This is a genomic window from Lysobacter firmicutimachus (assembly GCF_037027445.1).
GTDB lineage: Bacteria > Pseudomonadota > Gammaproteobacteria > Xanthomonadales > Xanthomonadaceae > Lysobacter > Lysobacter firmicutimachus.
Genome location: NZ_JBANDL010000002.1, coordinates 4,368,359 through 4,394,076, shown reverse-complemented (window position 1 = coordinate 4,394,076; position 25,718 = coordinate 4,368,359). Strand labels below are relative to the sequence as shown.

Here is a 25,718-nt window from a genome sequence, read left to right as displayed (position 1 = left end):
AGCGGCTATACGCATGGTTGGACGGAAGCCATAATTGACCAGGTCGCGATGCCAGGTCATTTCTAAATTGGAGGTTTTGCCTCCATGGCCTGGATTGGTAAAAACTCTAACTAAGTAGTGCAATGATTACTGGAACTATCAAAAACCAGGTCGATCAAATCTGGAACGCATTCTGGAGCGGCGGAATCTCCAACCCGATGGAAGTCATCGAGCAGATGACCTACCTGCTCTTCATCAAGAGCCTGGACGAGCTGCACACCAAGGAAGAGAAGAAGGCCAACCGCCTCAAGCGCGAGATCGAGAACCCGATCTTCAACAGCAAGCAGCAGAAGCTGCGCTGGTCGGTGTTCAAGCAGATGGGCGACCCGGCCGCCATGTACGACGTGGTGGCCAACAAGGTCTTCCCCTTCATCAAGTCGCTGGGCGAGGGCGAGGACTCCACCTACTCCCGCCACATGAAGGATGCCCGCTTCACCATCCCCACGCCGGCGCTGCTGGCCAAGGTTGTGGACATGCTCGACGCGATCCCGATGGAGGACCGCGACACCAAGGGCGACCTGTACGAATACATGCTCGGCAAGATCGCCACCGCTGGGCAGAACGGCCAGTTCCGCACCCCGCGCCACATCATCAAGCTGATGGTCGAGATGATGGCGCCCAAGCCGTCCGATGTGATCTGCGACCCGGCCTGCGGCAGCGCCGGCTTCCTGGTGGCGGCGGCCGAATACCTGCAGCGGCACCACGAGCAGGAGATCTACGCCACCAAGAAGACCGCCGAGCGCTTCAACCGCGACACCTTCCACGGCTTCGACTTCGACAGCACCATGCTGCGCGTGGGCAGCATGAACATGCTGCTGCACGGCGTGGAGAGCCCGGCCATCGAGAACCGCGACTCGCTGAGCCAGAGCCACGCCGGCGTCGAAGGGCAGTTCAGCCTGATCCTCGCCAATCCGCCCTTCGCCGGATCGCTCGACTACGAGAGCACGGCCAAGGACCTGCAGCAGATGGTCAAGACCAAGAAGACCGAGCTGCTGTTCCTGGCGCTGTTTCTGCGCCTGCTTAAACCCGGCGGCCGCGCCGCGGTGATCGTGCCCGACGGCGTGCTGTTCGGCTCCAGCACCGCGCACAAGACCCTGCGCCGCATGCTGGTGGAGGACCACAAGTTGGACGGCATCGTCTCCATGCCTTCGGGCGTGTTTCGCCCCTATGCCGGCGTGTCCACCGCCATCCTGCTGTTCACCAAGACCAACTCCGGCGGCACCGATCACGTCTGGTTCTACGATATGCAGGCGGACGGCTATTCGCTGGACGACAAGCGCAATCCGCTGGATGCGACCAAGCACGAACTCAACAACCTGCCGGACATCCTCAAGCGCTGGCAGCAGCGCGATAAGGCGACCGGCCGAGCACGGACTGATCAGAGCTTCTCGGTGCCAAAGGCCGAGATTGCCGGGAACGACTACGACCTGTCGATCAACCGCTACAAGCAGTTGGTGCACGAGACTCTGCAGCACGATCCGCCGCAAAAGATTTTGGCCGAGCTGAAGGTACTGGAAGCCGAGATCATGCGTGGAATGGAAGAGTTGGAGGGGATGCTGCAGTGAGCGCTCAGGTGGTCCAGTTCACAGATGTTGTTCGGGATGTGTCGGGCGGGAATTCCAAACTGCCTCAATCGGCGTTTCAGAAATCTGGAAGCCTGGCAGTCGTCGATCAAGGGCAAGGGTTCGTCGCTGGCTACACAGACGATCTGACTTATAGGTTTCGAAGCGAATCCTTGCCCGTGATCGTCTTTGGCGATCACACGAAAGCGATTAAGTACATCGACTTCCCATTTGCCATGGGGGCCGATGGCGTAAAGGTGCTCAAGCCGACTTCGGAGTGCGATACGAAGTATCTGTATCACTATCTGCGATACGCCAGGATTCCGGACGCGGGCTACAGCAGGCACTACAAGTTTCTAAAGGAACTGAGGGTTCCCCTTCCTTCGCTCCCTGAGCAGCACCGCATCGCGGCGATTCTGGACAAGGCCGAGGCGCTGCGCGCCAAGCGCCGCGAAGCCATCGCCAAGCTCGATCAGCTGTTGCAATCGGTGTTCCTCGACATGTTTGGAGATCCAGTAACGAATCCCAAGGGATGGCCCGTTACATCGATCGGCGAGAATTGCGAGAAGGTTACAGTCGGCATCGTTGTGAAGCCTGCGTCGTACTACGTGGAAAGCGGCGTGCCTGCGATTCGGTCATTGAACATCGGCGTGAACCGCATCATCGCTGAAGACTTTGTTTACTTCAGTGAAGCTGACAATGTCGGGCCGCTGAAGAAGACAATGCTGAGGACAGGCGATGTGGTTGCCGTTCGATCCGGGCAGCCTGGAAAGGCGGCAGTCGTGCCGGCCAGCCTTGACGGAGCCAATGCAATTGACGTTCTGATCGCGAGAACCAACAACAAACTCATGCTGCCGGAGTTCCTCGCTCACTTCATGAATTCGTCTGGGGGGAAGCGGCTGGTGCTGTCAGAACAGCGTGGACAAGTTCAGAAGCATTTGAACGTAAAGCAGCTATCTGAGGCTGAAATTCCGCTTCCGCCGATTGCAGTCCAACGCAAGTTCCTACAATTGGCGCATTCCATTGAAGCGCTTAGAGAGAAGATGCGAGCTAGCCTCGACAAGGCTGGGGCGTCGCTCGCGTCCATGCAGTGTCGTGGGTTTATTGGAGCGTTGTAGGCCATGTCCAACTTCCAGTTCCTCCAATCCGAATTCAAACCGCTCTACGAGCCGGCGAAAGGAGCGGAGCAACTGGTCCATTCCGACCCGCGCGCCTGCTGCATGCGCACCCGCCATGCGCTGGAGCAGGCGGTGCACTGGTTGTACGAGAACGACCGCGACCTGCGGATGCCGTATGACAACAGCCTGGGCGTGTTGCTGACCCAGCCGGCGTTCGAGAAGCTGCTGCCGCCGCATATCCACCAGAAGGCGCGGCTGATCCAGAAACTGGGCAACCAGGCGGTGCACGGCAACCAGCGCATCGGCAGCGGCGATGCGCTGCGGCTGGTGTGCGAGTTGTTCCACGTGCTGTTCTGGCTGGCGCGCACCTACACCCGCGCAAGTGACCCCAAGAGCATCGTCGCCGAGTGGGACGACAAGCGCGTGCCGCAGCTCGTGCGCGCCGACGAGGCGGTGGCCTTCACCCGCGACGAGCTGAAGAAGCAGGAAGCCAGGTTCCGTCAGGAGATCGAGGCGCAGCACGCGCAGATCGAGACGCGCGAGGCCAGCATCGCCGAGGCCGCCGCCACCTTGGCCGAGCGCGAATCCGCGCTGGCCCAGGTCAACGCCGAACTGGCCGCGCTGCGCGCCGAGCTGGCCCAGGCCAAGGCCGCCAACATCGCGGTGCCGGATTCGCACGACTACGACGAAGCCGACACCCGCCGCTTCTTCATCGACGTACTGCTGCGCGAGGCCGGCTGGGTCATCGGCGACAACGCCAGTATCGAGGTGCCGGTCACCGGCATGCCCAACGGGCCGGGTGAGGGTTTCGTCGACTACGTGCTGTGGGGCGCGGACGGCAAGCCACTGGCGGTGGTGGAAGCCAAGCGCAGCTTCAGCGATCCGGACGTGGGCCGGCAGCAGGCCAAGCTCTACGCCGACTGTCTGGAGGAAATGAAGGGCCAGCGCCCGCTGATCTTCTACACCAACGGCCATAAGACCTGGCTGTGGGACGACCGTCGCGCCCCGCCGCGCGAAGTGCAGGGCTTCTACACCCGCGCTGAACTGGAGCGTGCGATCCAGCGTCGCCAGCTGCAGGTGGCGCTGCGCGAACTGAAGGTCAACAACGCCATCGTCGAGCGTCCCTACCAGCACCGCGCCATCCGCGCGACGACCGAGTCGCTGACGCAAGGGCGCCGCGCTGGTCTGCTGACCATGGCCACCGGGACCGGCAAGACCCGCACCGCGATCGCGCTGGTGGAACTGCTGATGCGCGCCAACTGGGTCAAGCGCGTACTCTTCCTCGCCGACCGCGTGGCGCTGGTGAATCAGGCGACGGGCGAGTTCAGGAAGCATCTGCCCGATTCCAGCCCGGTCAATCTGGTCACCGAGAAGGACGGGCAGGGGCAGGTGTTCCTGTCCACCTACCCAACGATGATGGGCCTAATCGAGGAGATGGAAGGCGACCGCCGCAAGTACGGCATCGGCCACTTCGACCTGATCGTGATCGACGAGGCGCACCGCAGCGTCTACCAGAAGTACGGCGCGATCTTCCGCTACTTCGACAGCTACCTGGTCGGCCTGACCGCCACCCCGCGCAACGAGGTGGACCGCGACACCTACCACCTGTTCGGGCTGGAGACCGGCGTGCCCACCGACGCCTACGGCCTGGACGAGGCCGTGGCCGACGGCTACCTGGTGCCGCCGAGGTCGCACTCGGTGCCGATCAAGTTCGTGCGCGAGGGCATTAAGTACGACGAGCTGCCCGAAGACGAGAAGGAGCACTGGGAGTCGCTGGACTGGGGCGACCGCGCGGGCGAGGAGGAAGAGGGCGAAGTGCCCACCGAGGTGAGTGCCTCCGAGGTCAACAAGAAGCTGTTCAACGAGCACACCGTCGACCTGATGCTGCGGCACGTCATGGAGAACGGGCTGAAGGTCGACGGCGGCGACAAGATCGGCAAGACCATCATCTTCGCGGTCAACCAGCGCCACGCCGAGTTCATCGCCCAGCGCTTCGATCACAACTACCCGCACCACAAGGGCGAGTTCGCCCGGGTGATCACGCACGCGGTGAAGTACGCGCAGACGTTGATCGACGACTTCAGCGGACCGCCCAAGCTGCCGCAGATCGCCATCTCGGTGGACATGCTGGACACCGGTATCGACGTGCCCGAGGTAGTGAACCTCGTCTTCTTCAAGGCGGTGCGGTCGAAGGTGAAGTTCCTGCAGATGATCGGCCGCGGTACCCGGCTGTGTCCGAACCTGTTCGGGCCCGGGCAGGACAAGCAGGAGTTCTTCATCTTCGACTTCTGCGGCAACTTCGAGTACTTCAATGAGAACCCGGCCGGCGCGGTGTCGCCCATGAGCGAGCCGCTGGGCAAGCGCCTGTTCAAGCGCCGGTTGGAGCTGTTGGCGTTGCTGCCGGTCAAGACCGAGCGGGACGATGCGCGCGCCGCCGCTGAAGACCGCGGCCTTTACGACGCGCTGGGACCATTGCGCCAGGGCATCATCGACCACCTCCACGGCGAGGTCGCGGCGATGAACTTGAACAACTTCATTGTCCGGCCGGAGCGCGAGCACGTAACCCGCTTCGCCCAGCGTGAGCAATGGGATCAGCTGGGCGAGACAGCTCTGGTCGAACTCCGCGACCACGTCGCCGGCCTGCCGAGCGAACAGGAGGTGGAGCACATAACCGCCAAGCTCTTCGACCTAGCCTGCCTCGGTCTACAGGTGGCCTTGATCAAGGCGACGAGAGACTTCATTGGCTACCGCGATCGGGTCATCGAGGTAACCACCCAGTTGGAAACCATGGAGGCGATTCCCGCGGTCAAGGAGCAGCTGGCACTGATCCAGGAGATCCAGTCCGAAGCATTCTGGAAGGACATCACCCTGCCGATGATCGAAAACGTCCGCCGCCGTCTGCGAGGATTGGTCAAGTTCATTGAGCGCAAGGCGATAGGTCCGGTCTACACCGTCCTGACCGACGAGATTGGCGAGTCCGCCGAGATCCAATTGAAGGACTTCAGTACAGGCATCAACGTTGCCCAGTATAAGCGCAAGGTCGAGGCTTATATCCGTGCCAATGAGGGGCACATTGCGGTTGCGAAGCTGCGCCATAACAAGCCGCTGACGCCTACGGATCTCAAGGAGTTGGAGCGCTTCGTATACGAGGCTGACGTGGTCGAAGGGCGATCACGATTCGAGCAGATATACGGGGTGGACGTATCGCTTCCACTATTTATTCGCTCGTTGGTGGGGCTGGACCGGAATGCCGCCAAGGAAGCATTTGGCCGCTTCTTGGACGAGGGACGGTATAGCAGTCAGCAGATTCGATTCGTGGATATGATCATCGACCGTCTCACTAGTACTGGCGTGATGGATCCAGGAATGCTCTATGAGCCCCCTTTTACTGCGGTGCACTACGAAGGCGTTGATGGAGCGTTTTCTGACGCGGATGCGGTTTCTATAATTTCGATTTTGGCTGAGATCAACTTGCGGGCAGCTGCATAAGGTCGGCGAATTACTGCGATTAGGTCTATATGGAATTAGCTAGTCTGGCTTTGATTCACTCATTGGCCTATTCGGCAATGTCGGCGCGAAGTGAAGAACTATCGGCTGAACGCGTGCGCGGCGATGAGACGGGATTTCACGCCGCGGTGGCATCGGCTGGCTACGCTGGGCGCGAACCTTGCGAGAGGAGGTTGCCATGTCTGCGGACCCGAAGACGCCGTTGGACCAGGTCAATGCGGCGCTGAACCAGCTCAAGGAAATGCGCCATTACTCGAAGAACTACGTCGAACAGCTGACGGCGCAGTGGCTGTTGTTCGACAGCGAGCTGAAGAAGCTCAAGCAGGCGCAGAACATCGAGGAATTGATGATGCGCCAGGGCGAATTGTACGACGCGCTGGAGAAGGAGATTTCCGAGCTCGAGGAGTTGGCGGTGGCGTTGCAGCCGGCGCCCGAGGAACCGATGGGAACGGTGCATTAGGTCCGTTGTGTCCGGGCGGCGCTGGTTTCATGCGTTCGGCATGATCGCGAGGATGGACAGGAACGGGTGCGGTTTGCGCCGCTCCTGTCCGTTGCCCGTTGCCCGTTGCCCGTTACAGTCAGGGCGCGGCTTCGGTCGACGGCGATAGCGTCCACGTTTTCGCGCGATCTTTGTCGCGACGTACAGTTTTGGTTCGGGGACAGGGGCGACGCGAGTCGCAACTAGGCTGCATCAGGTCGCGCCGTTGTTGCGTGGTCGTGGTCGCGGCTTGCGCCGCACCTACGGGGAGCAGGTTTTCTGGGGTCGGAGCAACGCGAGTCGCGACTGCGGGGCGGTGGATCGCGTCGAGGTGGCGGCTTGTGGCCGGAGGAAAGCCCAGCGGTGCGCTGCTACTGCCAGGCAGCGGGCGCGGCTTCGGCCGAAGCGATAGGGCTGGCTTTCTCTGCGCAGTCTCTGTCGCGGCTCACGCCGCTCCTACAAGGAGGGGGCGGCGCTTTTGTTCGGGATGGCGGTTCGCCGCGTGCGCATCGGGAGCGGATGAGCTCCGTCCCTATGACTATCTTAGCCCCCCGGGGGCTTGCCGCAAGCCCCGGGGCGTGGGGCTCAATCGCCGGCCGTAGCGAGGGCTACGTGTCGGGAGACGGCGATGAGCATGTGGTTGGCGAAGTGGAAGGCGCGGGAATCGCGTGGTCGCGGCGGCAGGGCTGCGGCGATGACTGCGGTCGACATGCGGGAAATCGCTGCTGGCAGCGACGGCGGAGACGAGCGGCATTCGGTGGTCGAGTCGCATGCGGTGGTGATCGCCGGCGGCGGGCCGACCGGCTTGATGCTGGCGGCGGAGCTGGCGCTGGCGGGCGTCGGCGTGGCGATCGTGGAGCGGCGCGAGTCGCAGGCGTTGGCGGGCTCGCGCGCGGGCGGCCTGCATGCGCGCACGCTCGAGTTGCTCGACCAGCGCGGGATCGTCGAGCGGTTTCTGGCCGAAGGACAGATCGCCCAGGTCGTCGGTTTCGCCGGAGCAACGTTCGACCTGGGCGGGATTCCGACCCGGCACCCGTACAGCCTGGGGCTGTGGCAGAACCATATCGAACGGATTCTGGCCGGCTGGGTCGGCGAGCTCGGGGTGCGTGTCTATCGCGGCCGCGAGCTGGCGGGCTTCGTGCAGGACGAGGCCGGGGTGGATATCGCCTTGTTCGACGGCACGACCCTGCGGGCGCGGTACCTGGTTGGTTGCGACGGCGGACGCAGCGCGGTGCGCAAGGCGGCGGAGATCGAATTCTCCGGTTGGGACGCGACCGCCAGCCATCTGATCGCCGAGGTCGAGATGGCGCAGACGCCGCCGCTGGGGATTCATCGCAGCGGGTTCGGAATGCATTCCTTCGGCCGGACCGAGTACCGGATCCGCGACGGCCAAGTGGTGTATGCCGAGCAGGGGCCGATCCGGTTGATGTTGACCGAGCCGAAGGTCGCCAAGGGCGAGCCGGGCTTGGAGGACCTGCGCGCGACGCTGATCGCGGTCTGCGGCACCGATTACGGCGTGCACAGTCCGATCTGGATATCGCGTTTCAGCGATGCGACGCGGCAGGCGGCGGCGTATCGCGAGCGGCGGGTGCTGTTGGCCGGCGATGCGGCGCACGTGCACGCGCCGGATGGCGGGCAGGGTCTGCAGTTGGGCCTGCAGGACGCGGCGAACCTGGGCTGGAAGCTGGCGCAGGTGGCGAAGGGGATTTCGCCGGACAGTTTGCTCGACAGCTATCAGGCCGAGCGGCACCCGGTCGCGGCGCGGGCGCTGCGTACGACGATGGCCTCGGTCGCATTGCGGCGGGCGGACGAACGCACGACGGCGTTGCGCGAGGTCGTCGCGGGGCTGCTGGAAGCGGAGGAACCGCGCCGGCGGTTGGCCGCGCAGTTGTCGGGCCTGGACATCCGCTACGACCTGGGCGAGGGACACCCGCTATTGGGGCGACGGATGCCGGACCTGGAACTGTCGGTCGACGGCGGGGCGATGCGGGTGTACGCCTTGTTGCATGAGGCGCGGCCGGTGGTACTGAATTTCGGCGCGGTGGGCGCGTTGGCGGTTGCCGATCCGGTCGACCGGGTTCGGTTGGTCGATGCGCGTTACGACGGCCCTTGGGAGTTGCCGGTCGTGGGCGAGGTCGCGGCGCCGTCGGCGGTGTTGGTGCGGCCGGACGGGTATGTGGCCTGGGTCGGAGAGGGGAGCGAGGCCGGCTTGGCCGAGGCGTTGGCGCTTTGGTTCGGGGGGAGGGACGGCGGGTAAACCGCTTCGGCCGGTGGCGACGCTGTTGCGGTGCCTGCGCGTTCCTTGTCGCGGCTTACGCCGCTCCTACAGGAAGAGCCGGTTTTTTGGGGTAGAAGCGACGCGAGTCGCGACCGCGTGGAGGTCGCGTCGATGCCGGGACAAAGCCGGTGCGTCGCGCTCGGGCGCGACGCACCGCGGGGGCTCAGGCCTTGGCCTGCTGTTCGCGCTCGATCGCGCGCCAGCCGATGTCGTTGCGGTGGAATTCGCCGTCCCAATGGATCTTGGACAGGGCGGCATAGGCTTCGCGCTGGGCTTGGGCGACGTCGTCGCCGAGGGCGCAGACGCACAGCACGCGGCCGCCGGCGGTGAGGATATCGCCGTTCGCGCCGAGCTTGGTGCCGGCCTGGAACACCTTGGCGTGCGGCGGTTGCGGCACGGTCAGGCCGTGGATGACGTCGCCGGTGCGCGGCGTGTCCGGATAGTTCGCCGCGGCCATCACCACGCCGAGCGAGGGGCGCGGGTTCCACTGCGCCTGGGCGCTGTCGAGGCGGCCGTCGATGGCGGCTTCGACCAGATCGAGCAGGTCGGACTCCAGGCGCAGCATCACCGGCTGGGTTTCCGGGTCGCCGAAGCGGACGTTGAATTCGATGACCTTGGGCGCGCCGGCCTGATCGATCATCAGCCCGGCATAGAGGAAGCCGGTGAAGGGCACGCCGTCGGCGATCATGCCGTTCACGGTCGGCATCACCACTTCGCGCATGACGCGATCGTGCACTTCCGGCGTGACCACCGGCGCCGGCGAGTAGGCGCCCATGCCGCCGGTGTTGGGGCCGGTGTCGCGGTCGCCGACGCGCTTGTGGTCCTGCGAGGTCGCCATCGGCAGGGCGTGCTTGCCGTCGACCATGGAGATGAAGCTGGCTTCTTCGCCGTCGAGGAACTCCTCGATCACCACCCGCGCGCCGGCGGCGCCGAAGGCGTTGCCGGACAGCATGTCCACCACCGCGGCTTCGGCTTCTTCCAGGCTCATCGCGACGATCACGCCCTTGCCGGCGGCCAGGCCGTCGGCCTTGACCACGATCGGCGCGCCCTTTTCGCGGATGTAGGCCAGGGCGGCGTCGACCTCGGTATGCACGGCGTAGTACGCGGTCGGGATGCCGTGACGGGCGAGGAAATCCTTGGCGAAGGCCTTGCTGCCTTCGAGCTGGGCCGCGGCCGCGGTCGGCCCGAAGATGCGCCGGCCGGCGGCGCGGAAGCGGTCGACCACGCCGGCCACCAGCGGCGCCTCGGGGCCGACCACGGTGACCGCGACGGCTTCGTCGGCGGCCAGTTGCAGCAGGCCGTCGAGATCGGTGGCGGCCACGTTCACGTTGCGGCACTTGGCCTCGTGGGCGGTGCCGGCGTTGCCGGGGGCGACCAAGACCTCGTCGATGCGCGGGGACTGAGCGAGTTTCCAGGCGAGCGCGTGTTCGCGCCCGCCGGACCCGATGACGAGGACCTTCATGTGTGCTCCTGGGCCGGGCGGCCCGAAATGGCGCGAAACCGCGGAAATTGGCGATTTTACGCGAGCCGCAGGCAGGCGGCGAGGCGGCTGCTACCATCGCGGCTGTTCATCGCAATTCGGGGACGGCCGATGCAAGCCTTGCTGGATGGGATCGAAGCCTTACTGCGGCCTGTGATCGGCGCGGTCAATCATGTGCTTTGGGACTATTTCCTGACCTACGGCCTGTTGCTGGTCGGCCTGTACTTCACCGTACGCCTGCGGTTCCTGCAGGTGCGGCGCTTTCCGCACATGTTGCACGTGATCGGGCGCGGCACCGGCGGCGACCGTTCCGGCATTTCGCCGTTCCAGGCGCTATGCACCTCGTTGGCCTCGCGCGTGGGCACTGGCAACCTGGCCGGCGTGGCCATCGCCCTGAGCCTGGGCGGGCCGGGCGCGCTGTTCTGGATGTGGTGCACGGCCGTGCTCGGCATGGCAACGGCTTACGCCGAAAGCGCGCTGGCGCAGCTGTACAAGGTGCGCGACGAAAAAGGACAGTACCGCGGCGGGCCCTCCTACTACATGTCGCGCGGACTCAAGAAACCGTGGATGGGCGTGGCCTTCGCGCTATGCCTGCTGCTGACTTACGGCCTGGTGTTCAGCAGCGTGCACGCCAACGCGATGGCGCAATCGCTGAGCAGTGCGTTCGGCCTGAGCCAGTTGCAGATCGCCACCGGGCTGGTGGCGCTGACGGCGGTGATCATTTTCGGCGGACTGCGCGCGATCGCGCGCTTCGCCGAGTGGGTGGTGCCGTTCATGTCGCTGGGTTATCTGGGCCTGGCGGCTTGGGTGGTGGTCACCCATCTGGCGCAGATTCCGGAAGTGATGAGCCTGATCGTACGCAGCGCGTTCGGCCTCGACGCCGCCGCGGGCGGCGTGCTCGGCGGACTGGCGGTGGCGATGCTGCAGGGCGTGAAGCGCGGTCTGTATTCCAACGAAGCCGGCATGGGCAGCGCGCCGAACGTCGCCGCGGCCGCCACGCCGGTACCGCACCATCCCTCCAGCCAGGGCCTGGTGCAATCGTTGGGCGTGTTCATCGACACTCTGATGATCTGCAGCGCCACCGGTTTCGTGATCCTGTTGTCAGGCGTGCTCGGCCAGGGCGGCGACGGGGTGCAGATCACCCAGAACGCGATGAGCGTGTTCTTCCCGGCTTGGGGCACCTATTTCGTCGCCATCGCGCTGTTCTTCTTCGCCTTCACCACGATCATCGGCAACTACTCCTATGCCGAAAGCAATCTGTTGTATCTGGGCGGCGGCGCCAAGTCCTTGTTCGTGCTGCGGGTGCTGGCGCTGCTGGTGATCGTGTGGGGCGTGTACTCGAAGGTTCAGCTGGTGTGGGATGCCGCCGATGCCGCGATGGCATTGATGGCGTCGATCAACCTGGTGGCGATCGTGATGTTGTCCGGCGTAGTGGTGAAATTGACCCGCGATTACGACCGGCAGCTGCGCGAAGGCAAGTCGCCGGAGTTCCACATCGCCCAGTACGCCGAACTGGGCGACGGGGTGGATCGGGAGATCTGGAAGGAGCGCGACAAGCCGGGGGCTTGAGCGCCCGTCGATCGCTCCTACCCGTTGGGGCGCGAAGCTTTTGTAGGAGCGGCGTAAGCCGCGACAACCGAAGCGGTTTACGCAAGCGCAGACACCGAAGCTCGGACATCCGGGCTTCTTCGTTTTGCGGCTTCCAGGCTTCGGGTTGTGGCGTGGTATTGCGCCGCTTCGGTTGGTCGCGACTCGCGTCGCTCCTACCCCTTGGGGCGCGAAGCTTTTGTAGGAGCGGCGTAAGCCGCGACAACCGAAGCGGTTTACGCAAGCGCAGACATCGAAGCTCGGACATCCGGGCTCCTTCGTTTCGCGGCCTCCGAGTTTCGGACGGTGGCGTGGTATTGCGCCACTTCGGTTGTCGCGGCTCACGCCGCTCCTACAGAGAGCTGGGTCAGCGGATCACGGCGGTCTGGCCGATCACGCCGTCGCGGCGCAGGCGCTGCATCGCCAGGTCGGCGAGGCTGTCCCATTGCGGCGGCGGCAGGCGGTTCTTGCGCAGGTGCCAGAGCAGGGCGATCGATTGATAGCGGCCCTCGCGCCAGGTCAAGGTCGCGCGCCAGGTGGGTTGCAGCGATTGCGGCTCGAGCAGTTCGACCCGGTAGGTGTGCTCGGCGACGCGATGGCCGTCCATTCGTTGATCGGCCAGCGAGACGCGCAGCACCGGCGCGGCGAATTCACGGATCGCCTGTGCGATGCGCGTTTGATGAGCGGCGGCGGCATCGCGGTCCTGGCCCTGCGCGGTCTGGCCGAAGCGCTCCTCGTCGCTGCGCGCGGACAATGACTGGGTGCGATAACCGGCCTCGTCCAGGCGTCGCGCCAGGGCGCGGGCGAGCGAGGCGGTGTGGTCGCGGCGCAGGCCGGCGTCGATGCCGAGGGTCACGTCCGGTTCGACCAGCAGCACGGTCATGGCCTGGCGGTCCGACGGCAGCGGGCCCAGGGTTTCGCTGTCGACCGACTGCCGGCGCAAGTACTGCCAGGCGCCCCAGCCGGCCAGGACCAGCAGCATCAGGCCCAGCGCCAGCAGCTTGCGCACGACTGCGGCGCGCAGGACGGGGCGGCGGGTCGGGGCGACGGTCGTCATGGTCGCGGCCGCGGGGACGCGCGCGGCGTCCCCGCGTTCGGGCTCAGTGGCGGAAGTGGCGCACGCCGGTGAACACCATCGCCAGGCCGTGCTCGTCGGCGGCGGCGATGACTTCGCTGTCGCGCATCGAGCCGCCCGGCTGGATCACCGCCTTGATGCCGGCCGCCGCGGCGGCGTCGATGCCGTCGCGGAACGGGAAGAAGGCGTCGGAGGCCATCACCGAACCCGGCACGACCAGGCCGGCTTCCTCGGCCTTGAGCGCGGCGATCTTGGCGCTGACCACGCGGCTCATCTGCCCGGCGCCGATGCCGATGCTGCGGTGGTCGCGGGCGTAGACGATGGCGTTGGACTTGACGAACTTGGCGATGCGCCAGGCGAACAGCAGATCGTTGAGCTGGGCCTCGGTGGGGGCGAGCTTGCTGACCACCTTGAGCTCGTCGCGGCCGACTTCGCGCAGGTCGCTGCTCTGGACCAGCAGGCCCGAGCCGATCCGCTTGACGTCGTGCAGGTTGCGGCCGGTGCCGTGCGGAATGCGCAGCACGCGCACGTTGGCCTTCTTCTTGGCGTATTCGACCGCGCCGTCCTCGTAGTCGGGGGCGATCAGCACCTCGACGAACTGGCGGTCGAGGATGGCCTTGGCGGTGGCGGCATCGAGCTTGGTGTTGAAGGCGATGATGCCGCCGAAGGCCGAGGTCGGGTCGGTGGCGTAGGCCAGTTCGTAGGCGTCGCCGCAGGCCACGCCCTCGGCCACGCCGCAAGGGTTGGCGTGCTTGACGATCACGCAGGCCGGGCGCTCGAACTGGCGCACGCATTCCCAGGCCGCGTCGGCGTCGGCGAGGTTGTTGAAACTCAGTTCCTTGCCCTGCAGTTGGGCGAAGGTCGCCAGGGTGCCCGGCACCGGGTACAGGTCGCGATAGAACGCGCCCTGCTGGTGCGGGTTTTCGCCGTAGCGCAGGTCCATGACCTTGACGAAGCTGGCGTTGTGCTGCGCCGGGAAGGTCTGCGCGCTGCCGTCTTCGGCGATCGCCGAGAGGTGGTTGCTGATCGCCGCGTCGTACTGGGCGACGCGGTTGAACGCGGCCACGGCGAGGGCGAAGCGGGTCTTGGCCGACAGCGCGCCGGCGTTGCCGTCGAGTTCGGCGACCAGGCCGGCGTACTGGGCCGGGTCGGTGGCGACGGCGACGCGGGCGAAATTCTTCGCCGCCGAACGCAGCATCGCCGGGCCGCCGATGTCGATGTTCTCGATGATGTCCTCGAACGAGGACGACGGGTCGGCGGAAACCTTCTCGAACGGATACAGGTTCAGCACCAGCAGGTCGATCGCGGCGATGCCGTGTTCGGCCATGACCGCGTCGTCGGTGCCGGCGCGGCCGAGCAGGCCGCCGTGCACGATCGGATGCAGGGTCTTGACCCGGCCGTCCATCATCTCGGGGAAGCCGGTGACTTCGGAGACGTCGCGCACGGCCAGGCCGGCGTCGCGGATCGCCTTGGCGGTGCCGCCGGTGGACAACAGTTCCACGCCGTGCGCGGCGAGGGCGCGGGCGAGATCGAGGAGGCCGGTCTTGTCGGACACGGACAGCAGGGCGCGACGGAGTTTCACCGGCGAGCCGGTCGAGCGGTCGGAGGTCATTGCGGGGAGGGAGGCTGCGGAAGGGCGCGGGAATTATAGCCGCCGGGGGCGGGCGGCCGGTCCGTTCAGGGCGGTATGGGGGAGGGGGAAGGCCGAGGCACATCCTCCCGGCCCGGTTCGAAAAAAAGGGGGGAGGGGGGATTTGTTCCCGCCCTGCGGCGACCCGGTGCCGCCCCGCGTCCCGCCCGGGCTACTGGCGCTATACCGCATCGATGGCGCGCCCGGCCGGGGCCCAAGGTTGCGCGCAGCGGCTAAGCTGTCCGCCGGCGCCCCACCGGGCGCGAAGGAACGCAGGAGCCGATGGCCTCGATCTACGCTTTGAAAGGACGCTTCCAAGCCTTGCTGCGGCCGCTGGTGCGGCGCTTGCATGCGCTTGGCGCCACCGCCAACCAAGTCACCGTGGCCGCGGCCCTGGTCTCGCTCGCGGTGGCCGCGGCGGTGGGCTTGGGGGCGACGACGCGGCCAGCGCTGTTTTTGCTGCTGCCGGGGTGGATGTTCCTGCGCATGGCGATGAACGCCATCGACGGCATGCTGGCGCGCGAGTTCGGCCAGCAGTCGCGGCTGGGCGCCTACCTCAACGAACTGGCCGACGTGATCGCCGACAGCGCGCTCTACCTGGCCCTGTTCGCCGTGCCCGGACTGATGACCGCGCCGATGATCGCCTTCGTGGTGCTGGCGGCGCTGACCGAATACGCCGGCGTGCTCGGGCCGATGATCGGCGCGCCGCGCCGCTACGACGGCCCGATGGGCAAGAGCGACCGCGCCTTCGCGGTCGGCCTGCTCGGCGTGCTGCTGGCGGCCGGCTGGATCGGCGCGGCGACCGTGAATGCGGCGCTGGTGTTGCTGAGCGCGCTGTGCGCGTGGACGGTGGTGCGCCGCGTGCGTGCCGGTTTGCGGCATCATGCCGCGCAGGACGCGGTTGCAGAACGACAGGGAGACCACCCGTGAGGGAAGCGCAGGAACGCTATTTCGCCACTTTCGACGATACCGAGCTGTTTTACCGGCACTGGCCGGCGCAGGCGCCCGCCGACGGCGGGCCGCGCCGGGCGATCGTGCTGCTGCACCGCGGGCACGAGCACTCCGGCCGGGTCGCGCACTTGGTCGACGAACTGAATCTGACCGAGTACGACGTGTTCGCCTGGGACGCGCGCGGCAACGGCCGTTCGCCCGGCGAGCGCGGCGACGCGCCGGGCTTCGAGGCGCTGGTGCGCGACCTGGACCGCTTCGTCGCCCACATCGGCGGCAAGCACGGCATCGCGGTCGAGGACACCGCCGTGGTCGCGCAGAGCGTCGGCGCGGTGGTCGCCGCCACTTGGGCGCACGACTACGCGCCGCGGCTGCGTGCGCTGGTGCTGGCGTCGCCGGCCTTCAAGGTCAAGCTGTACGTGCCGTTCGCGCGGGCCGGCCTGAAGCTGATGCAGACGTTGCGCGGCAACTTCTTCGTCAACAGCTACGTGCAGCCGCAATGGCTGACCCACGACCCGGAACGGGTCGAAAGCTATCGCAAGGACCCGCTGATCACCCGGCCGATCTCGGTGCGGGTGCTGCTGGGCCTGTACGAGGCCGCCGACCGCATCGTCGCCGACGCTCAGGCGATCACCGTGCCGACCCAGCTGCTGGTCTCGGGCTCCGATTTCGTGGTCCACCGCGGGCCGCAGGACCGCTTTTACGAAAACCTCGGCGCGCTGATCAAGGAGCGCCACCTGCTCGACGGCTTCTACCACGACACCCTCGGCGAGAAGGGCCGCGCGGCCGCGGTCAACCGCATCCGCAGCTTCCTGCAGGCGCGCTTCGCCGAGCCGCTGCGCCGCGCCGATCTCGCCGACGCGCACCGCAGCGGCCCCAGCTTCGAGGAATCGGAGAAGCTGAGCTGGCCGCCGCAGCGCTGGTCGCTGGCCGACCTGCGCTGGCGCTTCGTCCGCGCCGGCCTGCGTTTCGGCGGCAAGCTGTCGGAGGGGATCAAGCTCGGCCTGGACACCGGCTTCGACTCCGGCAGCAGCCTGGACTACGTCTACCGCAACCAGGCGCGCGGCGCCGGGCCGCTCGGACGGATGGTCGACCGCAACTACCTCGACGCGATCGGCTGGCGCGGCATCCGCGTGCGCCGCACCCACCTGCACGAGCTGCTGCGCGAGGCGATGCGCCGGCTGCGCGCGGCCGGCCTGCCGGTGCACGCGATCGACATCGCCGCCGGCCACGGCCGCTACGCGCTGGAGGCGCTGGCCGGGGAGGGCGCGCAGGCCGATTCGGTGCGCCTGCGCGATTACAGCGAGCTCAACGTCGACAAGGGCCGGGCCCTGATCGAGCAGCTCGGCGCCGGCGCGCTGGCGCGCTTCGACCAGGGCGACGCCTTCGACCGCGAGGCGCTGGCCGCGCTCGATCCGCGTCCGACCCTGGCGGTGGTGTCGGGCCTGTACGAGCTGTTCCCCGATAACGACCAGGTGCGGCGCTCGCTCGAGGGCCTGGCCGCGGCGGTGCCGGAGGGCGGTTTCCTGGTCTACACCGGCCAGCCCTGGCACCCGCAGCTGGAGTTCATCGCCCGTGCCCTGACCAGCCACCGCGGCGGCGCGGCCTGGGTGATGCGCCGGCGCAGCCAGCAGGAGATGGACGATCTGGTGCGCGCGGCCGGCTTCCGCAAGGTCGAGCAGCGCATCGACGCGTTCGGCATCTTCACCGTGTCGCTGGCGCAGCGGGTCGGCGCATGAGCGCCGCGCCCGGGCGGCGTCCGTGGGGACGCGCCGCACTGTGGTTGCTGGTGCTGGCGCCGCTGTTCTTCCTCAGCTACGGCTATGCCAACGGCGTGGCCGCGGCGCGCGCCGACGTGCCCAGCATCGTGTTCGACTGGGAGCGGGCGATTCCGTTCTGGGCCTGGACCATCGTGCCGTACTGGTCGATCGACCTGTTCTACGGCATCTCGCTGTTCGCCTGCCGCGACCGCCGCGAGCTCGACACCCAGGGCCTGCGCCTGTTGACCGCGCAGGCGATCGCGATCGCCTGTTTCCTGCTGTGGCCGCTGCGCTTCTCGTTCCAGCGCCCGGACAGCGACGGCGTGTTCGGCTGGCTGTTCGACGTGCTGCTGGGCTTCGACAAGCCCTTCAATCAGGCGCCGTCGCTGCACATCGTGCTGCTGATCGTGTTGTGGGTGCGCTTCGCCGCGCATCTGCACGGCGCCTGGCGCTGGCTGCTGCACGGCTGGTTCGCCCTGATCGGCGTGTCGGTGCTGACCACGTATCAGCACCACTTCGTCGACATCCCCACTGGCCTGCTGGCCGGCTGGCTGTGCGTATGGCTGTGGCCGGAACGCGCGCCGGCGCCGTGGCGCGGCCTGGACCCGGCGCGCGACGCGCAGCGCTGGAAGCTGGCGGCGCTGTACGCGCTCGGCGCGGCGGCGTGCGCGGCGGCGGCCTGGTGGCTGCGCGGCGCCGCGTGGTGGCTGCTGTGGCCGGCATTGTCGCTGGCGCTGGTCGCGATCAATTACGCCCTGCTCGGCGCGAACGGCTTCCAGAAGCGCGCCGACGGCCGTCTGAGCATGGCCGCGCGCTGGCTGTTCGCGCCGTACCTGCTGGCGGCGTGGCTCAATTCGCGCTGGTGGACGTGGCGCGCGCCGCAGCCGGTGGCGGTCGCCGATGGCGTCTGGCTCGGCCGGGTGCCGGGCGCGGGCGAGCGCGGCGCCTTCGCCGGCATCGTCGACTGCAGCGCCGAACTGTCCTTGCCGGTGTGGCGCGAGGGCGATGCGGTGCGGCCGATGTTGGATCTGGTCGCGCCGACGCCGGTGCAGCTCGCCGAGGCGGCGCAGGACATCGAGCGCCTGCGCGCGCGCGGCGAAGTCCTGGTCTGTTGCGCGCTGGGCTACTCGCGCAGCGCCGCGGCGGTGGCGGCGTGGCTGCTGCGCAGCGGCCGCGCGCATTCGCTGGATGCGGCGATCGAAACCTTGCGCCGGGCGCGTCCGGCGATCGTGCTCGGCCCGGCCCATCGACGTGCCCTGCAGGCCTTCCTGGACGGCGACACGGCCATGCCGGCCGCGGCGGTCGGAGGCGAAGCCGCTTGAACGCCGGCCCGTTCGAATGGCGGGCGATGGCCGCTATGCTGGCGCAGGGGCGCTGGCTGCGCGCGATCTCATTGTGGTTGCTCGCGGCGGCGCTGGCCGGGCTGTGGTGGTCGACGGCGCCGTTGCGGACGGCCGTGTTGCTCGGCAGCGTGGTCGCCGCGCTGATGCAGGCTTATTACGCACTACGGGTCGATTTCGATGCGCGGCTGCTGCAGGCGCTGGCCGAGACCGCACCGGACGGGGAAGACGAGGCGGCTGCGGCGCGGCGGTTGGACGCCGGCCTGATCGGCTTGGGCCTGTTGCCGGCCGCGCGTGCCGGCCGCGACTGGGCCGCGCGCTGGCGCGGCGCGTTGGGTTTGCTGCGCCGGCAGGCGGCCGCGCTGTTGTTGCAGTGGGCGCTGTTGGCGGGAGCTTTCGTGTTGGACGGGACCTGGTTGGGACGCATCGCCGGAGCGAGTGCATGAGCGGAGCCCACGCGTGGACCGCCGGGCAGCGGGCCTTGTGGCAGCGCTTGCGGGACTACCGCTTCGGCGGCGATGCGGACGAGGCCTTCGTATCGCGGGTCGCGCACGAGTGCGGCTGCGACCGCGAGACCGCCCTGGCGGCGTTGGAGGAGTACCGGCGCTTCTGCTTCCTGGCGATCGAGGCCGGGCATGCGGTGACGCCCAGCCGGTTCGTCGACCGGGTCTGGCATGTCCACGTCACCGACACTCGCGACTACTGGGAGCGGTTCTGCCCGCAGGTGCTGCAGCGGCCGCTGCATCACGCGCCCTCGCGCGGCGGTGCCGACGAGGACGAGCGTCATCGCCGCCAGTACCGCGACACCTGCACCAGCTACGGCTTTTTCTTCGGCGAGCCGCCGGTGCGGTTCTGGGGCGAGGCCGAACCGGAGCCGGTGTCCGCGCCGGCCGCGGCGGCGCAGCCGCCATCGGGTTTGCCGTGGCCGTCGGAGCCGCGTGGCCTCGGGCGAGCCTTCTGGATCTGGAGCGCGCTGTCGGCGGCCGCGCTGGCGCTCGGCGCGGCCGCGCACGGCACGATCGATGCCCTGCAGTGGCGCGGCGGTGCGTTCCTGGCGCTGTACGCCGCCTTGCTGGGCTGGACCTTCGTCACCGGCGGCGCTGCGCAGCGCGCGTTGCGAGGGCCGAACCGGCGCAGCGAGCGCACGGTCGACGATCCGGTGGCGCTGGGCTTCCTGGCCGCTGGCCCCCAGCGCGCGGCCGACGTCGCCATCGTCGAATTGCTGAGCAGCGAAGCATTCAAGCTCGATCTTTCCGGCGCGGCGAGCCGGAGCGATGCCTCGCGGGCCTGGCTGCGCCGGCACCGCCCCGACGCGGCGCTGCCGCCACGGCTGCAGGCCGCTGCTGCGCTGGTGCAGCGAAAGCAGCGTCTCGACGATGCGCATCGCGCCTTGGAAGCGCACTACCGCGGTCTGGCCGAACCGATGCGCGCGCAGGGTTGGTGGCTGACGTCGGCGCAGGACTGGCAGGCGCGCGCGGTCGCGGCCTTGCCGATGCTCGTGCTGATCGGCTTCGGACTAAGCAAGATCGGCATCGGCCTCGCGCGCGACCGGCCGGTCGGGTTTCTGGTGGTGTTGACCCTGCTGGCCGCACTGCTGACCGCGGTGCGCCTGAGCAGCCTGCAACGCCGCAGCCGCAGCGGCGATTGGGCGCTGCACGACGCGGCGCGCCGGGTGCGCGAGCGCGGCGATTACGGCGACTACGGCGCGCGCGTGGCCCTGGCCGGCAGCTCGGCCCTGGTCGGCACCGCGCTGGTCGACTACCACTGGGTGCGCACGCCGACGCCGTCGAGTTCCAGCGATTCCGGCAGCGGCACCAGCAGTTGCAGCGGCGGCGGCAGCTGCGGGGGCGGCGGCGGTTGCGGCGGCTGCGGCAGTTGAACACGGGGCACGAGCGATGAGCGAACCCACACCGATGCGGCGTCGCCACGGCTGGCGCTTGGTCTTGCTGGCGCGTCTGCGCGTCAGCGGCGCGACGCCGAACGGGATTTCCCTGTTTGCGATCGGGCTGGCCGCGCTGGCCGGCCTGTCGTTCCTGTTCGCCCTGCGCGACCCGCCGCATTACGGCGCCTCGCTGCTGGCGTTCGCCGCGCTGTGCCTGCAGGGACGGCTGCTGTGCAATCGGCTCGACGGCCTGCTGGCGCGACGCGGCGGCCTGGTCGGCAAGGCCGGCGAGGTCTACAGCGATGCGCCCGACCGGCTCGCCGACGCTCTGGTGTTCCTCGGCGTCGGCTACGGCCTGGCGCCGTGGCTGGCCTGGGGGCCGGACCTGGGCTGGGCCGCGTCGCTGTTGTCGGTCGGCACCGCCTATGTGCGCGTGCTCGGCCTGGCCTGCGGCCTGCGCGAACATCGCGAAGGCCCGATGGCGCGGCGGCCGCGGATGATCGCGATGAGCGTGGCCGCGGCTCTGGCTGCGGTCGGCCTGGCCTTGGGGCAGGCCACGGCGGTGGCCTGGCTGCTCGCCGCCGCGCTGGCGGCGGTGGTGTTGGGCGCGGCTTGGACGGTGGCGGTACGACTGCGCGCGATCGTGCGCGAACTGGAGTCGCGATGATTTCGCAATTGCTCGCCGCCGGCTTCAGCGGCGCGATCCGCGCCTTGACCGGCGCGCGCGCGCTGTGGCGCTGCGCGCCCTCGGCCGATCACCGGGTGTATTACGGCAACCACGTCAGCCACGGCGATTTCGTCATGATCTGGTCGGCGCTGCCGCCGGCGTTGCGTCGCGACGTGCGCCCGGTGGCCGGCGCCGAGTACTGGCAGCGCGACGGGCTGCGCCGCTACCTGATCCGCGAAGTCTTCAACGGCGTGCTGATCGAGCGCGATCCGGCGCAGCGCACGCGCGACGCCATCGAGACCCTGTGCGAAGCGGTCGACGGCGGCAGTTCGTTGATCCTGTTTCCGGAGGGCACGCGCAACCAGAGCGACGAACCGCTGCTGCCGTTCAAGAGCGGCCTGTACCACCTGGCGCGTTGCCGCCCGGAGTTGGAGTTCGTGCCGGTGTGGATCGACAATCTGGCCCGGGTCATGCCCAAGGGCAAACTGTTGCCGCTGCCCTTGCTGTGCACGGCGACCTTCGGCGACACCCTGCGGTTGCAGGCCGACGAGGGCAAGGACGCATTCCTGGAGCGCGCGCGCGGCGCCTTGCTGGCGCTGTCGGAGAACGGCCAGGGAGGTGCGGCATGATCGAGTTCCTGCGCGCGCAGCCGCATTCGGTGCTGTTGTTCGGCGGCGTCGCGGCGGTGCTGCTGCTCGCCACCGCGATCGCCGAGTTCCTGCGCTGGCGCACCCGCGACCGGCCCAGCGCGGTGATCGCCAACCTGGTCGCGCGGATCCGCGCCTGGTGGGTGATGGCGCTGGTGGTCGGGGTCGCCTTCGCGATCGGCCGGGTCGGCATGATCGTGCTGTTCGCCTTGGTGTCGTTGTTCGCCTTGCGCGAATTCATCACCCTGACCCCGACCCGGCGCAGCGATTACTACGCGCTGCTGGCGGCGTTCTACCTCGCCCTGCCGCTGCAGTACTGGCTGGTCTACACCGACTGGTACGGCCTCTACACCTTGCTGATTCCGGTGTACGCGTTCTTGCTGTTGCCGATCCTGGCCACGGTCGGCGAAGACACCACGCGCTACCTGGAACGTACGGCGAAAGTGCAGTGGGGCTTGATGATCTGCGTGTTCAGCATTTCCCACGTGCCGGCGCTGATCAATCTGCGCATTCCCGGCTACGAGGGGCGCAACCTGCTGCTGATCGCGTTCTTGGTGATCGTGGTGCAGTCCTCGGACGTGCTGCAGTACGTGTGGGGCAAGCTGTGCGGCAAGCGCCTGATCGCGCCGCGGTTGTCGCCGTCGAAAACGGTCGAGGGTTTCGTCGGCGGCGTGGCCTCGGCGACCGCGCTGGGCGCGGCGTTGTGGTGGATCACGCCGTTCTCGCCCTGGCAGGCGGCGGCCCTGGCCCTGGTCATCAACCTGATGGGCTTCTACGGCGGCCTGGTGATGTCGGCGATCAAGCGCGACCGCGGGATCAAGGACTGGGGCCACATGATCGAGGGCCACGGCGGCGTACTCGACCGGCTCGATTCAGTGTGCTTCGCGGCGCCGGTGTTCTTTCACTTGATCCGATACTGGTGGGTGTGACCGAACCGCTCAGCGCGCATTGCGCGCTGGTTCGGTCACACGCCCGGCCAAGGATGGCCGGACCGGGCGTTCCGACGCCCGCGCATGCGCCGCCATGGATGGCAGCCTGCTGCCGATAGAAGCGCCGTACGCGCGCACTGCGCGCTGGTCCGTCTACACACCCGGCCAAGGATGGCCGGGCCGCCTTCTGTAGGAGCGGCGTCAGCCGCGACAACCGCAGCGGTGTGCGCAAGCGTTGCGGCCGAAGACCGGACGTGCGAAACCGGCGCCCGACCGCGAGCGCAGAATAGGACGCACAAAAACGGCCGTTTGTCGGCGGTCTCGGGTGGAATATGTGGTATTCGGCCGCTGCGGTTGTCGCGGCTTACGCCGCTCCCGCAGGGGCGCGAGGCGTTACTCGAGGCCGTACTCGCGCAGCTTCTTGCGCAGGGTGGCGCGGTGGATGCCGAGCATCGCGGCGGCGCGGCTCTGGTTGCCGTCGCAGTGCTGCAGCACCTCGGCGAACAGCGGGATCTCGAGTTCGCGCAGGGCGATCTCGTACAGATTCTCGGTGCCGCTGCCGTTCAGGTCGCCCAGGTAACGACGGATCGAAGTCGCGACATGATCGCGCAACGGAACGCGGGGTCCGGAGCGGGCGGCTTCGTTGCGGTCGTTGAGAGCGTTCAAATGCGTCCCCGTGCAGGTGTCTGTCCGCCGGGATCAGTACGGCGCGCTCGCTGCGCTCCCGCCGACGGGAGGGGGAGTCTAGCGCGCGGGAGTCGCGGCAGACAACGCGACGGCGGCAATCAGCGGAAGTCGAAGGTGAACGCGACCACGTGCGGCGCCGGTTCGAGCACGTCGAACTGGACCGCCGCGCTTTGTCCCGGTGCGATCAGTCCGCCGGACGGCTGGCCTTTGCGGTAATCCTGTGGAGAGAACGCGCGCTGCCCGACCCGGCGGCCATCGACGTCGTCCAGGCTCAGCACCAGGATCGGCCAAGGCTGCGGCCAACGCGCGTCGTTGCGGAAACTGGCGGTGACGCGCAGCACGCCGGCGCGACCGTCGACCGGCAGCACGTTGCGGTTGAGCATGGTCAAGGCGGCCGGTTCGCGCCACGGCGGAATCGAGCAGGACAATGCGCTGCACAGGCCGGCGACCAGCGGCCGCCAGCGTGCGTCGGCGGCGAGCTCGGCGCGTTGCGCGAGCAGCAATTGCAGGGCCAGCGCCAACGCCAGCACCAGTACCGCAAGCGGACCGAGCCAGGGGCGCCGCGACGGCGCGGCGGCGGCTTCGGCGCGTGCGCGGCTGCGCACGAAGCTGGGCTGGGCGCGGACATGGGCGACCGCGGTTTCGGATTTGCCTTGCCGCCGCGGCGGCGTGCGCCGCGGCGCCGGTTCGGGCGCGGCCTGGATCAGCGGCGGCAGCGGCGTGTCGAGCGCGTCGGGCGCTTCGGGCGTCGTCGTCGAGCCGTTTTCCGCCGGCTCGTCCTGCACGGGGCGGGTTGCTTCGCCCGGATCGGGTCGCGCTTCGTCGCCGTCGCCCTCCTGCGCGTTGTCCGGCGCCGGGGCCGCGACGCGTTGCGCGGCATCGCCGGCCGCTTGCGTCGTCCCGGCGTCGACGCCGGCGCTCGCCTCCTGCGTTGTCGCGGCGGCAAGGTCCGACGCCGCAGACGCGGGCTCCGCATCCGTCGCCGAGGGCAGCGCCCGGCCGCAACGCGGACAAGAACGGGCCGGACCGTCTTGACCGACGATCAGCGCGACGAGGTAACCGCAGTGAGGGCAGGCGACGAACATCGGTTTATTCAATCACGCCCGAGGCCTCAGCGCCGGCGCACGCCTGTGACCCGCATCCAGTCTTCGAGCCGGTCGGCGCGCAACTGTTCGAAGTCCTGCGCGTAGCGGGCCAGCACCTCGTCTTCCTGGCCGGCGAGGATGCCGGACAAGGCGATGCGGCCACCGGGTTCGACCCGCGCGGCCAGCGTGTCGGCGAGCGCGACCAGGGCCGAGGCGAGGATGTTGGCGACCACCACCGGATACCGCTGCGCCGGTTCGTCCTGCGGCAGATGGACCTCGATGCGCTGATCGACCTGGTTGCGTTCGGCGTTGTCGCGGGTGGCGAGGATCGCCTGCGGATCGTTGTCGACGCCGACCGCGTGCGCCGCGCCGAGCTTGAGCGCGGCCAGGGCGAGGATGCCGGAACCGCAGCCGAAGTCGAGCACGCGGCGGCCGCCGAGTTCGCCGTCGTCGGCGAGCCGGTCCAGCCACTGCAGGCACAGCGAGGTGGTCGGGTGAGTGCCGGAGCCGAACGCCAGGCCCGGGTCTAGGCGCACCACCGCGGCATCGGCGGCGTCGGCGCCCTCCGGCAGCTCCTGATTCCACGGCACGATCCAGGTGCGGCGGCCGAATTGCAGCGGTTCGTACTGGTCCATCCAGGCGCGTTCCCAATCCTGGTCCTCGACTCGGCGGAACTGCACCTGAGTCCATTCCAGGTCGGGATCGAACGACTCCAGCGCCGCCAGCAGCACCAGCGCGTCGGCATCGTGCGGGAACAGCGCGCTGAGCACGATCGACTGCCACAGCGGCGTTTCGCCGACCCCCGGCTCGAGGATGGCGTGTTCGTTGCCGGTGTCGGCATCGGCGTCGAGCATGGTCACGGCGAGCGCGCCGACGTCGTCCAGCGCGGCTTCGTAGCGCGGCTGTTCGGCTTCGCTGCAGCGCAGGGTGATTTCGAGGAAGGGCATCGGCACGGCGCGGGACGGAAACGGCGGCCATTATTGACCCGTTTCGGCGCGATCAGATAGCGTGCCGCGCAA

20 protein-coding genes are annotated in these 25,718 nt (G+C 68.1%); 14 read left to right on the top strand and 6 right to left on the bottom strand.

Annotated elements, in window-relative coordinates:
* The first annotated feature begins 122 nt into the window (after positions 1-122).
* The 5 genes from V2J18_RS18950 to V2J18_RS18930 all read left to right on the top strand — a co-directional run bounded on the left by V2J18_RS18950 (position 123) and on the right by V2J18_RS18930 (position 8,961).
* Positions 123-1,604: a type I restriction-modification system subunit M gene (locus V2J18_RS18950; protein WP_336132591.1), complete on the top strand. Its 1,482-nt coding sequence runs from the start codon at positions 123-125 to the stop codon at positions 1,602-1,604.
* Complete coding sequence (locus V2J18_RS18945) at positions 1,601-2,719, top strand: restriction endonuclease subunit S (protein WP_336132590.1); 1,119 nt, start codon at positions 1,601-1,603, stop codon at positions 2,717-2,719. Before V2J18_RS18950 ends, V2J18_RS18945 begins: the two co-directional genes overlap by 4 nt.
* Positions 2,720-2,722: 3 nt before the next feature.
* On the top strand, positions 2,723-6,208 hold the full coding sequence (locus V2J18_RS18940; RefSeq protein WP_336132589.1) for a DEAD/DEAH box helicase family protein: 3,486 nt from the start codon (positions 2,723-2,725) through the stop codon (positions 6,206-6,208).
* Between the two features lie 196 nt (positions 6,209-6,404).
* On the top strand, positions 6,405-6,686 hold the full coding sequence (locus tag V2J18_RS18935; protein ID WP_336132588.1) for a hypothetical protein: 282 nt from the start codon (positions 6,405-6,407) through the stop codon (positions 6,684-6,686).
* A gap of 646 nt (positions 6,687-7,332) precedes the next feature.
* On the top strand, positions 7,333-8,961 hold the full coding sequence (locus tag V2J18_RS18930; protein WP_336132587.1) for an FAD-dependent monooxygenase: 1,629 nt from the start codon (positions 7,333-7,335) through the stop codon (positions 8,959-8,961).
* Between the two features lie 184 nt (positions 8,962-9,145).
* Here the strand turns inward: V2J18_RS18930 and purD are convergent, their stop codons facing one another.
* Complete coding sequence (purD, locus tag V2J18_RS18925) at positions 9,146-10,444, bottom strand: phosphoribosylamine--glycine ligase (protein WP_336132586.1); 1,299 nt, start codon at positions 10,442-10,444, stop codon at positions 9,146-9,148.
* A gap of 129 nt (positions 10,445-10,573) precedes the next feature.
* Between purD and V2J18_RS18920 the strand changes: the two genes are divergently transcribed.
* A complete protein-coding gene (locus V2J18_RS18920; RefSeq protein ID WP_064747254.1) occupies positions 10,574-12,031 on the top strand; it encodes an alanine/glycine:cation symporter family protein in 1,458 nt (485 codons plus the stop codon).
* A gap of 385 nt (positions 12,032-12,416) precedes the next feature.
* Here the strand turns inward: V2J18_RS18920 and V2J18_RS18915 are convergent, their stop codons facing one another.
* Positions 12,417-13,106, bottom strand: coding sequence for a hypothetical protein (locus tag V2J18_RS18915; protein WP_336132585.1), 690 nt, complete (start codon positions 13,104-13,106; stop codon positions 12,417-12,419).
* Positions 13,107-13,149: 43 nt separating this feature from the next.
* Positions 13,150-14,706 carry a bifunctional phosphoribosylaminoimidazolecarboxamide formyltransferase/IMP cyclohydrolase gene (purH, locus tag V2J18_RS18910; protein WP_425606066.1) on the bottom strand — a complete coding sequence of 519 codons (1,557 nt, stop codon included), beginning with the start codon at positions 14,704-14,706 and terminating at the stop codon, positions 13,150-13,152.
* A gap of 330 nt (positions 14,707-15,036) precedes the next feature.
* On the opposite strand from purH, the gene V2J18_RS18905 reads away from it, so the two are divergent.
* From V2J18_RS18905 to V2J18_RS18870, 8 genes are read left to right on the top strand one after another with little or no spacing between them, the layout of a single operon-like run.
* On the top strand, positions 15,037-15,684 hold the full coding sequence (locus V2J18_RS18905; protein ID WP_336132584.1) for a CDP-alcohol phosphatidyltransferase family protein: 648 nt from the start codon (positions 15,037-15,039) through the stop codon (positions 15,682-15,684).
* A complete protein-coding gene (locus V2J18_RS18900; RefSeq protein WP_336132583.1) occupies positions 15,681-17,441 on the top strand; it encodes a bifunctional alpha/beta hydrolase/class I SAM-dependent methyltransferase in 1,761 nt (586 codons plus the stop codon). Before V2J18_RS18905 ends, V2J18_RS18900 begins: the two co-directional genes overlap by 4 nt.
* Entirely contained in the window at positions 17,438-18,784 is a 1,347-nt protein-coding gene (locus tag V2J18_RS18895) for a phosphatase PAP2/dual specificity phosphatase family protein (RefSeq protein ID WP_336132582.1), read from the top strand. Before V2J18_RS18900 ends, V2J18_RS18895 begins: the two co-directional genes overlap by 4 nt.
* The gene (locus V2J18_RS18890) at positions 18,781-19,248 is read left to right on the top strand and encodes a hypothetical protein (RefSeq protein ID WP_336132581.1); all 468 of its coding nucleotides are present in this window, start codon (positions 18,781-18,783) and stop codon (positions 19,246-19,248) included. The genes V2J18_RS18895 and V2J18_RS18890 overlap by 4 nt, the downstream gene beginning before the upstream one ends.
* Positions 19,245-20,681, top strand: coding sequence for a TIGR04222 domain-containing membrane protein (locus V2J18_RS18885; RefSeq protein WP_336132580.1), 1,437 nt, complete (start codon positions 19,245-19,247; stop codon positions 20,679-20,681). The genes V2J18_RS18890 and V2J18_RS18885 overlap by 4 nt, the downstream gene beginning before the upstream one ends.
* Before the next feature lie 16 nt (positions 20,682-20,697).
* Positions 20,698-21,351 (top strand): CDP-alcohol phosphatidyltransferase family protein, encoded by a 654-nt coding sequence (locus V2J18_RS18880; RefSeq protein ID WP_425606065.1) that lies wholly within the window; start codon positions 20,698-20,700, stop codon positions 21,349-21,351.
* Positions 21,348-21,980 carry a lysophospholipid acyltransferase family protein gene (locus V2J18_RS18875; RefSeq protein WP_064746086.1) on the top strand — a complete coding sequence of 211 codons (633 nt, stop codon included), beginning with the start codon at positions 21,348-21,350 and terminating at the stop codon, positions 21,978-21,980. Before V2J18_RS18880 ends, V2J18_RS18875 begins: the two co-directional genes overlap by 4 nt.
* Complete coding sequence (locus tag V2J18_RS18870) at positions 21,977-22,927, top strand: phosphatidate cytidylyltransferase (protein ID WP_064746087.1); 951 nt, start codon at positions 21,977-21,979, stop codon at positions 22,925-22,927. Before V2J18_RS18875 ends, V2J18_RS18870 begins: the two co-directional genes overlap by 4 nt.
* 393 nt (positions 22,928-23,320) lie before the next feature.
* Here the strand turns inward: V2J18_RS18870 and fis are convergent, their stop codons facing one another.
* The 3 genes from fis to prmA form a co-directional block, all read right to left on the bottom strand.
* Positions 23,321-23,593: a DNA-binding transcriptional regulator Fis gene (gene fis, locus V2J18_RS18865; RefSeq protein WP_031370276.1), complete on the bottom strand. Its 273-nt coding sequence runs from the start codon at positions 23,591-23,593 to the stop codon at positions 23,321-23,323.
* Positions 23,594-23,712: 119 nt separating this feature from the next.
* Positions 23,713-24,399: a DUF3426 domain-containing protein gene (locus V2J18_RS18860; RefSeq protein ID WP_336132579.1), complete on the bottom strand. Its 687-nt coding sequence runs from the start codon at positions 24,397-24,399 to the stop codon at positions 23,713-23,715.
* 326 nt (positions 24,400-24,725) lie between these two features.
* Positions 24,726-25,646, bottom strand: a complete 921-nt coding sequence (gene prmA, locus V2J18_RS18855) for a 50S ribosomal protein L11 methyltransferase (protein ID WP_336132578.1) — start codon at positions 25,644-25,646, stop codon at positions 24,726-24,728.
* Between the last annotated feature and the right edge of the window lie 72 nt (positions 25,647-25,718).